Annotated in this window: 14 protein-coding genes; 6 read left to right on the forward strand and 8 right to left on the reverse strand. The window is 60.1% G+C overall.

What is annotated here, in order from left to right:
• The gene (locus tag PMI22_RS11630; protein WP_007946673.1) at positions 1-1272 is read right to left on the reverse strand and encodes a glutamate-5-semialdehyde dehydrogenase; all 1272 of its coding nucleotides are present in this window, start codon (positions 1270-1272) and stop codon (positions 1-3) included.
• Between the two features lie 189 nt (positions 1273-1461).
• Between PMI22_RS11630 and PMI22_RS11625 the strand changes: the two genes are divergently transcribed.
• Together PMI22_RS11625 and PMI22_RS11620 are read left to right on the forward strand one after the other, a co-directional pair.
• Positions 1462-2160: a DNA-3-methyladenine glycosylase gene (locus PMI22_RS11625; RefSeq protein ID WP_033049360.1), complete on the forward strand. Its 699-nt coding sequence runs from the start codon at positions 1462-1464 to the stop codon at positions 2158-2160.
• A 179-nt stretch (positions 2161-2339) separates the two neighbouring features.
• On the forward strand, positions 2340-3656 hold the full coding sequence (locus tag PMI22_RS11620; RefSeq protein ID WP_007946675.1) for a bifunctional DedA family/phosphatase PAP2 family protein: 1317 nt from the start codon (positions 2340-2342) through the stop codon (positions 3654-3656).
• 21 nt (positions 3657-3677) lie between these two features.
• On the opposite strand, the gene PMI22_RS11615 is transcribed toward PMI22_RS11620, so the two are convergent.
• From PMI22_RS11615 to PMI22_RS11605, 3 genes are read right to left on the reverse strand one after another with little or no spacing between them, the layout of a single operon-like run.
• Positions 3678-4268, reverse strand: a complete 591-nt coding sequence (locus PMI22_RS11615; protein WP_007946676.1) for an LON peptidase substrate-binding domain-containing protein — start codon at positions 4266-4268, stop codon at positions 3678-3680.
• Between the two features lie 10 nt (positions 4269-4278).
• Positions 4279-4995 carry an LrgB family protein gene (locus PMI22_RS11610; protein ID WP_007946677.1) on the reverse strand — a complete coding sequence of 239 codons (717 nt, stop codon included), beginning with the start codon at positions 4993-4995 and terminating at the stop codon, positions 4279-4281.
• Complete coding sequence (locus PMI22_RS11605) at positions 4992-5354, reverse strand: CidA/LrgA family protein (RefSeq protein WP_007946678.1); 363 nt, start codon at positions 5352-5354, stop codon at positions 4992-4994. The genes PMI22_RS11610 and PMI22_RS11605 overlap by 4 nt, the downstream gene beginning before the upstream one ends.
• Positions 5355-5549: 195 nt before the next feature.
• Here PMI22_RS11605 and PMI22_RS11600 point away from each other — a divergent pair, with 195 nt between their 5' ends.
• The 3 genes from PMI22_RS11600 to PMI22_RS11590 all read left to right on the forward strand — a co-directional run bounded on the left by PMI22_RS11600 (position 5550) and on the right by PMI22_RS11590 (position 8494).
• Complete coding sequence (locus PMI22_RS11600; RefSeq protein ID WP_007946680.1) at positions 5550-6005, forward strand: MaoC family dehydratase; 456 nt, start codon at positions 5550-5552, stop codon at positions 6003-6005.
• Between the two features lie 101 nt (positions 6006-6106).
• A complete protein-coding gene (locus PMI22_RS11595) occupies positions 6107-7825 on the forward strand; it encodes a C13 family peptidase (protein WP_007946681.1) in 1719 nt (572 codons plus the stop codon).
• A 27-nt stretch (positions 7826-7852) separates the two neighbouring features.
• Positions 7853-8494, forward strand: coding sequence for an oxidoreductase (locus PMI22_RS11590; protein ID WP_007946682.1), 642 nt, complete (start codon positions 7853-7855; stop codon positions 8492-8494).
• A 110-nt stretch (positions 8495-8604) separates the two neighbouring features.
• Here PMI22_RS11590 and PMI22_RS11585 read toward each other — a convergent pair whose 3' ends face one another.
• From PMI22_RS11585 to PMI22_RS11570, 4 genes are all read right to left on the reverse strand, one after another.
• Positions 8605-8889 carry a YceK/YidQ family lipoprotein gene (locus tag PMI22_RS11585; RefSeq protein WP_007946683.1) on the reverse strand — a complete coding sequence of 95 codons (285 nt, stop codon included), beginning with the start codon at positions 8887-8889 and terminating at the stop codon, positions 8605-8607.
• Positions 8882-9511, reverse strand: coding sequence for a flavin prenyltransferase UbiX (gene ubiX, locus PMI22_RS11580; protein WP_162830879.1), 630 nt, complete (start codon positions 9509-9511; stop codon positions 8882-8884). Before ubiX ends, PMI22_RS11585 begins: the two co-directional genes overlap by 8 nt.
• Positions 9511-10860: a UDP-N-acetylmuramate:L-alanyl-gamma-D-glutamyl-meso-diaminopimelate ligase gene (mpl, locus tag PMI22_RS11575; protein ID WP_007946685.1), complete on the reverse strand. Its 1350-nt coding sequence runs from the start codon at positions 10858-10860 to the stop codon at positions 9511-9513. Before mpl ends, ubiX begins: the two co-directional genes overlap by 1 nt.
• 176 nt (positions 10861-11036) lie before the next feature.
• Positions 11037-12950 (reverse strand): sigma-54-dependent Fis family transcriptional regulator, encoded by a 1914-nt coding sequence (locus PMI22_RS11570; protein ID WP_007946687.1) that lies wholly within the window; start codon positions 12948-12950, stop codon positions 11037-11039.
• A gap of 564 nt (positions 12951-13514) precedes the next feature.
• On the opposite strand from PMI22_RS11570, the gene exaC reads away from it, so the two are divergent.
• Positions 13515-15035 (forward strand): acetaldehyde dehydrogenase ExaC, encoded by a 1521-nt coding sequence (gene exaC / locus PMI22_RS11565; RefSeq protein ID WP_007946688.1) that lies wholly within the window; start codon positions 13515-13517, stop codon positions 15033-15035.
• Positions 15036-15065 lie beyond the last annotated feature (30 nt).

The raw sequence follows: 15065 nt of genomic DNA on the forward strand, positions 1-15065 counted from the left end.
TCAGACCGACGCCTGGCCGCGCAACTGGCCATCACCGACCACGATGTACTTCTCGCAGGTCAAACCTTCGAGACCCACCGGGCCGCGGGCGTGCAGCTTATCAGTAGAAATGCCAATCTCGGCACCCAATCCGTATTCGAAGCCATCGGCGAAGCACGTCGGGGTGTTGATCATCACCGACGACGAATCGACTTGCGCGACAAAACGCCGTGTGTCGGCGAGGTTTTCGCTGACGATCGAGTCGGTGTGATGGGAGCCGTGCCTATTAATATGCTCGATGGCCTGTTCCAGCCCGTCGACCACACGAATCGACAGAATCGGCGCCAGGTATTCGGTGGTCCAGTCTTCTTCGGTGGCCGCCACGGCATCGATGATCGCACGCGTGCGCTCGCAACCACGCAGCTCAACGCCTTTTTCGCGGAACTGTGCAGCCATCGAGGGCAGGAAGTCTTTGGCGACGGTTTGATCAACCAGCAGCGTTTCCATGGCACCGCAGATGCCATAACGGTAAGTCTTGGCATTGAACGCGATGCGCTGGGCTTTCGCCAGATCGGCATGTTCACTCACGTAAACGTGGCAGATGCCGTCCAGGTGCTTGATCACCGGCACGCGGGCGTCGCGGCTGACACGTTCGATCAGGCCACGGCCACCACGGGGCACGATGACGTCGACGTATTCCGGCATGGTGATCAGCGCGCCCACGGCGGCACGGTCGGTAGTTTCGACTACTTGCACCACGGCGGCCGGCAGTTCGGCTTCGGCCAGACCACGCTGGATGCAGGCGGCGATGGCGCGATTGGAATGAATCGCTTCGGAACCGCCCCGCAGGATGGTGGCATTGCCAGACTTGAGGCACAGGCTGGCGGCATCGATGGTCACGTTGGGACGGGATTCGTAGATGATCCCGATCACGCCCAGCGGCACGCGCATTTTACCGACTTGAATGCCCGACGGCCGGAAGCTCATGTCGCGAATCGCGCCGACCGGGTCGGGCAATGCTGCTACCTGGCGCAGGCCGACGATCATGCCGTCGATGCGTTCCGGGGTCAGCGCCAGACGTTCCAGTAACGCAGGTTCAAGACCATTGGCACGACCCGCCGCCAAATCCAGTTCATTGGCCGCCGTCAACTCGGTGCGTGCAGCGTCCAGCGCATTGGCCGCAGCCTGCAAGGCGCGGTTTTTCTGCGCGGTGCTGGCACAGCCAATGACGCGAGAGGCTTCGCGGGCAGCGCGACCCAGGCGGGTCATGTAGTCAAGAACGGACTCAGTCATGGTCTGGTTTAGTCTTTGCTAAGGTCTTGGTAAAGAGTAAAGCGGCAGATTATAGCTGTCGCGCCCCCCGACTAACAGCGGTGACGGGCGGATGGTCGAAATCGATGTCAATTTGCTGGGGTTCAGCCGTGCTTAAGCTTCAAATTGTTATCATCAGCGCTCAATCAGCCCTGATAAATGCCGTTGATCATGTCTAACCTGACTGTTCGAACCTGCGCTGCGAGCCGCCCCACCGGGCTTGCGGATGCGTTTTTCGACCGTGACGCGCAAGCTCTGGCCCGGGACTTACTCGGCAAAGTGATTCGTCACCGTGTCGGTGACCTGTGGCTCAGTGCCCGGATTATCGAAACCGAAGCCTATTATTTTGAAGAAAAAGGCAGCCACGCCTCCCTCGGCTACACAGAAAAACGTAAGGCTTTGTTTCTGGATGGCGGCCACATCTATATGTATTACGCCCGTGGCGGCGATTCGCTGAATTTCAGTGCAAAAGGCCCCGGCAATGCGGTATTGATCAAATCCGCCTATCCGTGGGTCGATGAGCTGAGCGGGCCGGCGAGTCTGGCGCAGATGCTGTTGAACAACCCCGACGCCCAAGGCCGCCCTCGCCCCTCGCAAAAGCTGTGTGCCGGGCAAACCCTGTTGTGCAAGGCCTTGGGGTTGAAAGTGCCGGTCTGGGACGCCAAGCGTTTCGATCACGAAGTGCTACTGGTGGAAGACATCGGCCCGGCGCCCGCCCATATCATCCAGACCACGCGCCTGGGCATCCCCCATGGGCGCGATGAACATTTGATGTACCGCTTTGTCGATGCCGCTTATGCACCGTATTGCACGCGCAACCCGCTGCGACGGGGGCAGGTCGAAGGTCGCGATTATTTTTTGCTGCCTTGAAGATTGATATCCCCCCTGTAGGAGCGAGCCTGCTCGCGATAGCGGAGTATCAGGCGACATCCATGTCGGCTGGCAGCCTGCTTTCGCGAGCAGGCTCGCTCCCACAAGGGATCTATTGTGTATTGAAGATTGCGTTCGTCCCCCATGGGACCAATTGAACATTCGATGGAGTTGTTTTTATGGGCCCATGGCTCGATAGCGTCACCGATTGGTTGACGGTCAACCCGCAATGGCTGGCTGCGGCGGTGTTCATAGTGGCCTTTGTGGAATGCCTGGCGATTGCCGGGTTGATCGTGCCCGGTACGGTGTTGCTGTTTGCGGTGGCGGTCCTGGCCGGCAGCGGCGCGCTGTCGTTGAGTGAAACGCTGCTGCTGGGGTTCGTTGCCGGGGTGCTGGGTGACGTCGTCTCGTACTTCGTCGGACGCCATTTCCATCAGAACATTCGGCGTCTGCCCGGCTTACGCCATCACCCGGAATGGATTGCGGGAGCCGAGGCGTATTTCCAGCGTTATGGCATCGCCAGCCTGCTGGTCGGACGCTTTATCGGGCCGCTGCGCCCGATGTTGCCGATGGTTGCCGGGATGTTCGATATGCCATTCCCGCGATTTTTCGCCGTCAGCCTGCTGGCTGCCGCTGGCTGGAGTGTCGCGTATCTGCTGCCTGGTTGGGCGACGGGAGCGGCAATTCGGCTGCCATTGCCGGAAGGTTTCTGGCCTGAGGCGGGAGTCGTCGCCGGCGCTATTGCCGTCATGGTTGGTTTGAGCGTCACCAGCAGCCTGCGCCGCCATCGCAAGGCGACGATGCTGATTGCCGGTATGAGCTTGCTGATTCTGGCGGGACTGTTTATCGGCTATCCGCACCTGACCGCGCTTGATCAGGGCGTGATGACATTGGTGCAGGAACACCGCAGCCCGATGCTCGATGAAGTGGCCGTGGTCTTTACGCTTATGGGCGAATTTCGCAACATGCTGCTGCTCAGTTCACTGCTGACCGGCCTGCTGCTGATCGCGCGACAATGGCGGCAGGCAATTTTTGCCGGCAGCACCCTGCTCTGCACCGCGCTGGGCAATACTGCAACCAAATACTTTTTCGCCCGCGTGCGCCCGGAAATACTCAGCGATCCCCTGACCAGCTACAGCATGCCCAGCGGCCACGCCTCGGGGTCATTTGCGTTATTCCTGACAATCGCCGTTCTGGCGGGTCGCGGACAACCACCGCGGATGCGCCTGACCTGGTTGCTGCTGGGCTGCTTGCCAGCGTTGGCGATTGCGTTGTCGCGGGTGTATCTGGGCGCGCACTGGCCGACGGATGTAGTGGCCGGCGCCATGTTGGCTGCCTGTGTTTGTGCGGCGAGCCTGTGGCTGAATCAGCGCCAGACACCGCTCAACGCCATGCCGCCCAAAGTCTGGTGGCTGGTGTTGCCGGCGCTGATGGCGTTGTTTGCGTTCTTTGCGTTTCGGCACTTGCCGCATGCGATGTTGCGGTATGCGTATTGACGTGCAATCTATCAGCCGCAATCAGGCAAACAACTCACCCTGCAATTCATCCAGCAGCGCCTGAATCGCATCCAGTCGCTGCTGCGGATCATCGAGTTGCAGCAGGTCAATCTTGTCCACTTCCGCGAACGGCAGCAGATAGGCCAACTGATTAGCCAATGATTGTTGCCCGGTTGCCTCAGTGCCCATGTTCAACGCTTCAACCATCGGGTGTTCGGCCAGCGCCTTGAGCAATGCCACCAGGTCGGCGTCTTCATCCTGCAACGGCTGCTCAGGTTCGTCTTCCAGCCACTCGACGTCGGCGACGGTCAACTGGTCGCGCTGCACTTCGGTGCGCAAGACATGGAAACGCCGCCCGCCCTGTACCCGAATCCCCAGCAGGCCGTTGTCCTGCTGCTTGAAATCGGTGATCAGCGCTTCACACCCCACCAAGGCATACCCTGCCGGAGCGATGCCGACTTCTTCGCCGTCGAGGATGCACACCACGCCGAAGCCACCGCCCTGTTTCATGCAGCGGCCGATCATGTCCAGGTAGCGCGCTTCGAAGATCTGCAAGTCGAGGATGCAGCCAGGAAACAGCACCGTGTTCAGTGGGAAAAGCGGCAAGCTCATAGACATTTCCTTACACCACCATCGACACCGCCAACGGCAGGAACACCGCCGTGGCCACACCCATCAGACTCATCGCCAGCGCCGCAAAGGCGCCGCACTCTTCACTTTCCTGCAAGGCCACCGAGGTGCCGACCGCATGGGCGGTCATGCCCAGTGCCATACCGCGGGCCTCAGGACTGTGCACGCCGAGCCGGGTCAACAGGCTCGGGCCGAAGATCGCACCGATCACACCGGTGATCAACACGAACACGGCTGCCAGCGCTGCGACGCCGCCGATCTGCTCGGCCACCAGCATGGCAATCGGTGACGTCACCGACTTGGGCGCCATGGTCATCAGGACCATGTGCCCGGCACCGAACCCCCAGCCCAGCAACACACCCATGCCCGTGGCCACCACGCCACCTATCACCAGCGTAGTAAAAATCGGCCAGAACAACTGCCGAATCCTTCGCAAATTGAGGTACAGCGGCACGGCCAGCGCAACGGTCGCAGGTCCGAGCAAAATACTGAGGATCTCGGTGCTCTTGCGATATTCGGCGTACGTCAGGCCGCACGCCAGGAGAACACCGATCACCACCATCATGGAGACCAGTACCGGTTGCAAAAAGATCCAGCGGGTTTTTTCGAAAGCCGCCAACACCAACTGATAAGCGCCCAACGTAATGCCGATGCCGAACAACGGATGGTGAATCACCGCGTCGAGCGCGCCGTGCCAATCAAGGGTCATTGGTCTTCTCCACGCGGGGCGTGACGCTTGACCATGCGCTGCATCAGTACCCCGGCAAACGCCATGGACAGCAACAGGGACAACACCAGCGCACCGACGATGGCCCAGAAATCCGCCGCAATATCCTTGGCATACACCATCACACCCACGGCCGGCGGCACCAGCAGCAACGGCAGGTAACGCAGCAGGCTACTGGCCGCCAGGCTCAACGAATCGCCGACTTGCCCGCGTGAAATCAGGTACACCAGTAATAGCAACAAGCCAATAATCGGCCCCGGCAACACCCCTAAAAACAAGTGGTTGATGGCTGTGCCCAGCAATTGGAACAGCACCAGCCAGGTCAGGCCACGTAACAGCATCCGGTATCTCCCGCGCTCTCCCCACCAAAAAGGGGCCGAGCATTATAAGCACGTCAGCGCTATGGATCGGCATTCGCGAAAAGCATGTTCAGTTGACCGGAGCAATTTGCCATGTTGATCTAAAGTGGTTCACTGAGAAGTGAAACCCCCTTACTTCAAAAACTATAAATCCGATGAAACCCAAGGAGAGTCTCAATGCCCCATGTTCCGGTTGCAGAACTCAAAGATTATGTCGGCAAGGAACTCGGACGTTCCGAATGGCTCACCATCGATCAGGAACGCATCAACCTGTTCGCCGAAGCCACAGGTGACTTTCAGTTTATTCATGTCGACCCGGTCAAAGCCGCTCAAACACCTTTTGGCAGCACCATCGCCCATGGATTCCTGTCACTGTCATTGATCCCGAAACTGATGGAAGACATCCTGGTCGTTCCCGAAGGCGTGAAGATGGTCGTCAACTACGGTCTCGACGGCGTGCGTTTCATTCAACCGGTCAAGGTCAATTCGAAAGTGCGCCTCAAAGTCGATCTGTCCGACGTCACCGAGAAAAAACCAGGCCAATGGTTACTCAAGGCCACCACCACCCTTGAGATAGAAGGCTCTGACAAACCGGCCTATGTCGCTGAATCCCTGTCTCTCTGTTTCGTATAACTCTCCCGGATGCGAAGCAGCTCACGCTGTTTCGCGACCGTCTCTATATATACGACACATAGCTGCGGCATACTCCGTCGCCTAATTGCCCGGATCCCGCTATGCGCTCACTTGCACTTCTTGCCTTGACCCTGTTGCTCACCGCGTGCGGCGATGGCGAATCGCTGATGCCTCCCGATGCCCGCTTGCCGGACGGTGGACGCTATCGTGGGGATCTGGTCGACGGCTTGCTGCAAGGCCAGGGCCGCATCGACTACCCGAACAAGAGCTGGTACGCCGGCGAGTTCGACAAGGGTCAATGGCATGGCCAAGGCGAATGGCATGGCAGCAACGGCGAAGTTTTTCGCGGGCAATTCAATCAGGGCCTGTTCGACGGCCAAGGCACGCTGACCACGCCGGGCAGCGAATACACCGGCGGGTTCAAACTCGGTCGGCGCGATGGCGAAGGCACGCTCAAAGAAAACGGCATGACCTATCGCGGCGAATTCAAGGCCGATCAATATTCAGGGCTCGGTCGTCTCGAACTCGACGACGGCAGCTCCTACCAGGGCCAGTTCACCCAAGGCAAGCCGAACGGTGAAGGCCAGCGCGGCGACGCCAGCGGCAATCAGTTCACCGGACATTTTGTCAACGGACAGCTGGAGGGCAACGGAACGTTCAACAGCGCTGAGGGCGACATTTACGTCGGCGGTTTCAAGAACAATCAACTGCATGGCAAGGGCCGCTACGAGAATGCCGACGGTGATGTCTGGCTGGGTCAGTTCAAGGAAGGTTCGCTGAACGGCAAGGGCGAGTTGATCGGTGCCGATGGCAGCCATTACATCGGCCGGTTCAGCGACTGGCGCTTCACCGGCCAGGGGCGACTGAACCTGCCGGACGGCAGCTTCTACACCGGCCAGTTCGACAATGACGGTTACTCGGGACGCGGCACGCTGGTGCTGACTGACGGCACCGTGCAAAGCGGCACCTGGATCAATGGCCAACGTGTGCGAGACGCCGACGGCAAACTGCTGCCCGACAGCCTGGAGCTCGGGTTGCTGGCTCAGGGCCGCTTGCTCGACGACGCGCTGCGTAACGTTCCGGAATCGACTCCCGCCATCGAGTTGTACACCCTGACCTTGGGCGGTGACGGCAAACAAAGCGTGTTCCTGCGCGAATCCGATTACGTCAGCAACATGCTCGCCAGCCGCTTCGGTGCATTTGGCCAGATCCGTCTGGTGAATCATCGCGACCATCTCGTCGACCGGCCGATGGCCACCCGGGAAAACCTGCGCCGCGCCGCGTTGACGCTGGCCGAGCGTACCGGCCCGGAAGACCTGATCTTCATTTACCTGACCAGCCACGGCACCAGCGAACACGAACTGGTGCTCGATCAGCCGCGCATGGAACTGCCCGATCTGCCAGCCGATGAGCTCGCTGCGGTGCTTGCACCGTTGAAGAACCGCGACAAGATCATTGTGATTTCGGCCTGCTATTCCGGCGGTTTCATTCCCGCATTGAAAGACGAACGCACCTTGATCATCACCGCTTCGCGGGCAGACCGTGTGTCCTTCGGCTGCTCCGAAGAAGCCAACTCCACCTACTTCGGCGACGCCCTGTTCGCCCAGGCGCTGAACCAGACCGACGACCTGGAGCACGCCTTCAAACTGGCCAAGGCTACCGTCGCCGAGCGCGAACTGGCGGACAGCTTCGAGGCCTCTGAGCCGCAGATGTGGGCGCCTAAAGCGGTGATCTCGCGCTGGCAGCTTTTACGCAAGCAGCAGGCACGAAAAGCGCTACAAAGTATCTCTACCGACAGCAAGGATTCAAAGAACAACTAAGCTGAACAGTATCAAGGGAGAAACACTATGTACTTGACGCCTCAGCATGTATTGCTTGCCGGAGCTACCGGGTTGACCGGTGAACACTTGCTTGATCGCTTGCTCAATGAACCCACGATTTCAAGAGTATTGGCCCCTTCACGCCGACCACTGGCCAAACATCCGCACCTCGAAAACCCGGTCGGCGACCCGACGGTGTTTCTGCCGCAACTGAACGGCCGCGTCGACATCGCCTACTGCTGCCTCGGCACCACGATCAAACAGGCCGGCTCCGAAGAAGCGTTTCGCGCGGTGGACCTGGACATGGTCGTGGCGTTTGCCAAACGCGCGCGAGAAATGGGCGCACGCCACTTGATCGTCATCAGCGCCTTGGGCGCTGACCGCAGATCCTCGATTTTCTACAACCGGGTTAAAGGCGAGATGGAATACGCATTGCGCGCGCAGGATTGGCCGCAACTGACCATTTGCCGCCCTTCTCTGTTGCTCGGTGATCGCATCACGCCACGTCTGGGTGAGAAAATTGCCGGCCCGCTGTCGCGCCTGATCCCCGGTAAATACCACGGCATCGAAGCCTGCCAACTGGCTCGGGCGATGTGGCGGCTTGCGCTGGAAGAGCAGGATGGGGTGCGGGTTGTCGAATCGGATGAGTTGCGCAAGCTAGGTAAATAATTCCTAAAGATCGTTCCCACGCTCTGCGTGGGAATGCAGCCCGTGACGCTCCGCGTCACATGCCAAAGCAGACGGTTCGACGCCTCGACGTGGGAACGATCAGCCGAATGCTACAACCCGCCCGTTGCCTGAAAACTCACCCCGATCACCGTCAACACCGACAACGGCAGCAACAGCGTGTCGAGCAAAGCGCTGGCCGGCAGGTCGACGCCGGGGTACTTCGGCGCTTCTGCGCCAAAGCGGTCCATGGCACAGCACCCGCCGTTCATGGCGTACAAATCCAGACGCGTCCCCGCATACACCAGCGGCGCTCCGGGCTTGGCGGCATCAAGGGTGCGCGCCGTGGCGCAGCCCGTCAGCTGCAACACCAGCAGAAGGACCAGTAGCTTATTCATCGCTGCTCAAATGGTGCTCGCCCCAACGTGGCAGCATGTCCTGCGGAATATTCAACAGATTGAGAATCCGCGCCACGACAAAGTCGATCAAGTCATCGATGGTTTGCGGCTGATGATAGAAGCCTGGCGAAGCCGGCAGGATCGTCACGCCCATGTTCGACAGTTTGAGCATGTGTTCCAGATGAATGCTCGAGTACGGCGCTTCACGCGGGACCAGGATCAACTGGCGACGCTCCTTCAAGGTGACGTCGGCGGCACGTTCGATCAGGTTGTTGCAGGCACCGGTCGCGATGGCCGACAACGTCCCCGTGGAACACGGCACCACCACCATCGCCGCAGGTGCACCGGAGCCCGAAGCCACCGGCGACATCCAGTCTTCCTTGCCATACACCTTGATTTTCCCGGCCGCCGCGCCGGTGTATTCGGTGAGGAAAGCCTGCATCATTTGCGGTTTTGGCGGCAGCGTGACGTCAGTCTCGGTGGCCATCACCAGCTGCGCCGCCTTGGAAATCAGGAAGTGCACTTCGCGATCTTCGCGCACCAGGCAATCGAGCAGACGCAAACCATATTGGGCGCCGGAAGCGCCGGTCATGGCCAGCGTGATGCGATCCGGGCCGCTGATCATTGCAGCGCCTCGGCGAGTTTGCCGTGCAGGCCGCCGAAGCCGCCATTGCTCATGATCACCACGTGAGTACCGGGCTGAGCCTGACTCTTAACGCGCTCGATGATGCCTTCCAGCGAATCGCTGACTATCGATGGCACGGTGCACAACGCGGCAGTACCGGCCAGATCCCAGCCGAGGTTGGCCGGGGCGTACCAGATCACCTGGTCGGCATCGGCCACGCTTTCCGGCAAACCGTCGCGGTGCGCGCCGAGCTTCATGGAGTTGGAGCGCGGCTCGATGATCGCGATCAAATGCGCATCGCCGATGCGTTTGCGCAGGCCATCCAGGGTGGTGGCGATGGCGGTCGGGTGGTGGGCGAAGTCGTCGTAGATGGTGATACCGCGTACCTCGGCGACTTTTTCCATGCGCCGCTTCACGCTTTTGAACGCGCTCAACGCGGCGATACCCATGGCAGGCACCACGCCGACATGCCGCGCGGCGGCCAATGTTGCCAAGGCGTTGGCCACATTGTGCTGACCGGTCATGTCCCACTCGACCACGCCTTGGGCGACGCCTTCGAACATCACTTCAAATTTCGACCCGTCTTCGCTGAGCAGTTTGACCTGCCACTGACCGCCTGCACCGGTGGTTTGCACCGGCGTCCAGCAGCCCATTTCGATAACGCGTTGCAACGCCGGTTCGGTGGTCGGATGGATCACCAGGCCTTCGCTCGGAATGGTCCGCACCAAATGGTGAAATTGCCGCTCGATGGCCGGCAGATCGGGGAAGATGTCGGCGTGATCAAACTCAAGATTGTTCAGGATCGCCGTGCGCGGGCGGTAGTGAACAAACTTGGAGCGTTTATCGAAGAAGGCGCTGTCATATTCATCGGCTTCGATCACGAAGAACGGCGTGCCGCCCAAGCGCGCCGACACCGAAAAATTCTGTGGCACGCCGCCGATCAGGAAGCCCGGGCTCATGCCCGCGTGCTCCAGGGCCCAGGCGAGCATGCTGCTGGTGGTGGTTTTGCCATGAGTACCGGCGACGGCCAGCACCCAGCGGCCTTGCAGCACGTGATCGGCCAGCCATTGTGGACCGGAGACGTACGGCAGGCCTTTGTTCAGCACGTATTCGACGGCCGGGTTGCCTCGCGACATGGCGTTGCCAATCACCACCAGATCCGGTGCCGGATCGAGCTGTGAAGGATCGTAGCCTTGGGTCAACTCAATGCCCTGAGCCTCAAGCTGAGTGCTCATCGGCGGATAGACATTGGCATCGGAGCCGGTCACGTGATGGCCCAGTTCTTTGGCCAGAACCGCCATCGAACCCATGAAAGTGCCGCAGATACCCAGAATATGAATGTGCATTAGTCGACCTCGTAAAACATGGCCGCAGGTTAGCGTAGGGAGGGGAAAATCGCACCTTGTCTTTGATGATCGTTCCCACGCTCTGCGTGGGAATGCAGCGAGGAACGCTCTGCGTCCCATGGGTGGACGCGGAGCGTCCGGGGAGGCATTCCCACGCGGAGCGTAGGAACGATCAGTTACGCCGAGCGGGCAATACCGTGCTTGCGCAGCTTCCTGTAGAGGGTATTGCGGCTCACCCCCAACTGCTCAGCGGTATGGGTCATATGCCAATGCGTGTGCTCCAGCGCGCTCAACAACGCCAATCGCTCGGCATCTTCCAGGGGATGGTTCGATGACTCTTCTACAGCCAACACCGGACGCGCCTGACGAATCATCGCCGGCAAATCCGCAAGCCCGATCCGCCCGCCGTCACACAATGCCGCCAAGGTGCGCAGCACATTGCGCAATTGCCGTACGTTGCCTGGCCAGGCAAAACCCAGCAAGGCTTCCCGCGCCGGTCCGTCGATCAGGATGGTTTCCCCTCCCGCCTCTTCGGCCAGTAAAAAATCGAGCAGCTGCGATTTATCACTACGCTCACGCAATGCCGGCAACGCCACTTCCAGCCCATTGAGCCGGTAATACAAATCCTCACGGAAGCTGCCGTCCTGCACCCGATCCAGCAGATTACGGTGAGTGGCGCTGATGATTCGCACATTAACCGCCTCGGGCTCCCCGCCAATAGGCACTACCTGTCGATCTTCCAACACCCTTAAAAGCCGGGTCTGCAAGGCCAGCGGCATGTCGCCGATTTCGTCGAGAAACAGGGTCCCCCCATCGGCCTGCTGCAACTTGCCCCGCATGCCTTCCTTGCGCGCACCGGTGAAGCTGCCGCCGCGATAGCCGAACAGTTCGCTCTCGATCAGGCTTTCAGGAATGGCCGCGCAGTTGAGCGCGACGAAGGCTTTTTCCGCCCGTTGACTGGCCTGATGCACCGCTTTGGCAAACGCCTCTTTGCCGGAACCGGTTTCGCCATTGATCAGCAACGGGACATCGCGCTCGAACACCCGCAGCGACTTGCGAAAATCTTCCTGCAATGCGGCATCACCGATGCAGATGCCCGACACCCTTGAACGTTCGGCAATCGCCGGGCTTTGCACCACGGGCACCGGAATGCTGCGCGGCTGCCCACGCAATACGGCAAACAGACTACGGCCGTCGCGGGTGCGCAACGGCCAACTGGCACTGGCATTTACACTGGCACGGCCGAGCAACTCATCCAGCGAACAGTCGAAAAACGCTTCCACCGGTTTGCCCAGCAAGCCGCCGCGAATGTGCCCGAGCAGGTTCAGGGCGCTTTGATTGACCGCGCAGATCCGACCTTCCCCGTCGAACGCCAGCAGCCCTTCGCTGAACAACCCGACAGACTCGGCCTGCAAGTGAAAACGCAGCAGCCATTGATTATCGAAATAACGCAGGAAATAGCAGCTCTCGATCATCTTCGCCGACAGATTGACCAGGGCCATGGTGTGGAACTGGCTCTGGCGCGAGACATCGTGGCGCGCCGAAGACACGTCGAGCACCGCCAGCAGTTCGCCATGCGGGTCGAACACCGGGCTCGCCGAGCAGGTCAGGCCAGTGTGGCGACCGCGAAAGTGTTCGTCTTGATGGATGGTCAGCGACTGCCGCTCCACCAGGCAAGTACCGATGCCGTTGGTGCCTTCGCAGGCTTCGCTCCAGTCGGCACCGAGCCAGAGGCCGGCGCGCTCGAAAATTTTCCGCTCGGCGGGCGCGGTGACGCAATTGAGGATCACACCTCGGGCATCCGTCAGCAGCACTGCATGGCCGGCACCGGAGAGTTGTTGGTGGAGGCTGGACATTTCATTGCCGGCGATGTGCAGCACTTGCTGCAATCGCTCGCGACTTTCCAACACGCGGCCATGTTCCAGGACGGTGGGCGCCATCGTCAGGGCCGGGTCGAGGTGATAATCCTCAAGACAGCGCAGCCAGGAGCGGGCAATGGAGGGGTCGCTGCCTGGGCCGTGCAGGTGCGATTTGCCCTGAGTCACGGTCAAGACTTGTTGGGCATGGCGACTCAAATGATTGTCGTGCATTTCTTATTATTCTCCCCACAAGATCTGGCTCGCCCCGTGTAGCAGCTGCCGAAGGCTGCGTCCGGCTGCGAAGCAGTCGTAAAACCTGTGTCCCGTATGCATGGCGAAAACGAGGCGAGCGCTGCGCACTCGGACGCAGCCTTCGGCAGCTGCTACAGGGAGCGCGAGTCCGAGCATCCTCCAGCCTAGCGTGCATTGCAATGCTGGCAAGACCGCCCGGTCACAGGCTGTGCCACAAGCGGTACAAAGTGTCACGGGGTTGTACCGAAAGCGTCACAGCGCACACCCGCCGGTCCGACAAAAATCACGCAAGGCCTTGATTTGCCTGCCCTGCAAGGCAGTGGCCCGACCTTTGCTCTACGCTTATACAAGCGCACATGCGCTCTCCCCAGGGTTGGTACGAAAACTCGCCGAGCGGCGATCAGGCAAGGCAAAAACAGATGAGGAAGCGGAGTGTAGGGGACCTACATGAGCATTCCGAGTCTGTTTTTAACGCAGCATGATCGTCGCGCAGGCAGTTTTCGGGCCGAGTCTGATAAGCACAATAGCCAAGGAGAATCCACCATGCGTTACGCTCACCCCGGTACTGAAGGCGCTATCGTTTCGTTCAAGGCCAAATACGGTAACTACATCGGCGGCGAGTTCGTCGCGCCTGTCAAAGGTCAGTACTTCACCAATACCTCGCCAGTGAATGGCCAACCGATTGCCGAATTCCCGCGTTCCACCGCCGAAGACATCGACAAGGCCCTGGACGCTGCCCACGCAGCTGCCGATGCCTGGGGTGCCACGTCCGCCCAGGCGCGTTCGCTGGTGCTGCTGAAAATCGCCGACCGCATCGAGCAAAACCTCGAACTGCTGGCAATCACCGAATCCTGGGACAACGGCAAAGCCGTTCGCGAAACCCTCAACGCCGACATCCCGCTGGCCGCCGACCACTTCCGCTACTTCGCCGGTTGCATCCGCGCCCAGGAAGGCAGCGCTGCCGAGATCGACGGCAATACCGTCGCCTATCACATCCACGAACCACTGGGGGTGGTCGGTCAGATCATCCCGTGGAACTTCCCGATCCTGATGGCCGCCTGGAAACTCGCCCCGGCCCTGGCTGCCGGTAACTGCGTGGTGCTCAAGCCTGCCGAGCAGACTCCGCTGGGCATTACCGTACTGGTCGAGCTGATTGGCGACCTGCTGCCGCCCGGTGTGCTGAACATCGTGCAAGGCTATGGCAAAGAAGCCGGCGAAGCGCTGGCCACCAGCAAACGCATTGCCAAAATCGCCTTCACCGGCTCGACCCCGGTCGGCTCGCACATCATGAAATGTGCCGCCGAAAACATCATTCCGTCCACCGTGGAGCTGGGTGGCAAATCGCCGAACATCTTCTTCGAAGACATCATGCAAGCCGAACCAACCTTCATCGAGAAAGCCGCCGAAGGCCTGGTGCTGGCGTTCTTCAATCAGGGCGAAGTCTGCACCTGCCCGTCCCGCGCCCTGGTGCAAGAGTCGATCTACGACGACTTCATGAAAGTCGTGATGAAAAAAGTCCTGTCGATCAAACGTGGCGACCCGCTGGACACCGACACCATGGTCGGCGCCCAGGCGTCCGAGCAGCAATTCGACAAAATCCTTTCGTACCTGGAAATCGCCAAGGGCGAAGGCGCCGAGCTGCTGACCGGCGGAAAAATCGAAAAACTCGAGGGCAACCTGGCGACCGGGTATTACATCCAGCCGACCCTGCTCAAGGGCACCAACAAAATGCGCGTGTTCCAGGAAGAAATCTTTGGCCCGGTGGTGAGCATCACCACCTTCAAGGACGAAGCCGAAGCCCTGGCCATCGCCAACGACACCGAGTTCGGCCTGGGTGCCGGCCTCTGGACCCGCGACATCAACCGCGCCTATCGCATGGGCCGCGCCATCAAGGCCGGCCGTGTGTGGACCAACTGCTACCACCTGTACCCGGCGCACGCCGCGTTCGGTGGCTACAAAAAGTCCGGCGTCGGCCGTGAAACCCACAAAATGATGCTCGACCACTATCAGCAGACCAAAAACCTGCTGGTGAGCTACGACATCAATCCGCTGGGCTTCTTCTAAAAAGCCGGGGGCGATACAGGAATTCCTGCA

It is taken from the genome of Pseudomonas sp. GM21, assembly GCF_000282215.1.
GTDB lineage: Bacteria > Pseudomonadota > Gammaproteobacteria > Pseudomonadales > Pseudomonadaceae > Aquipseudomonas.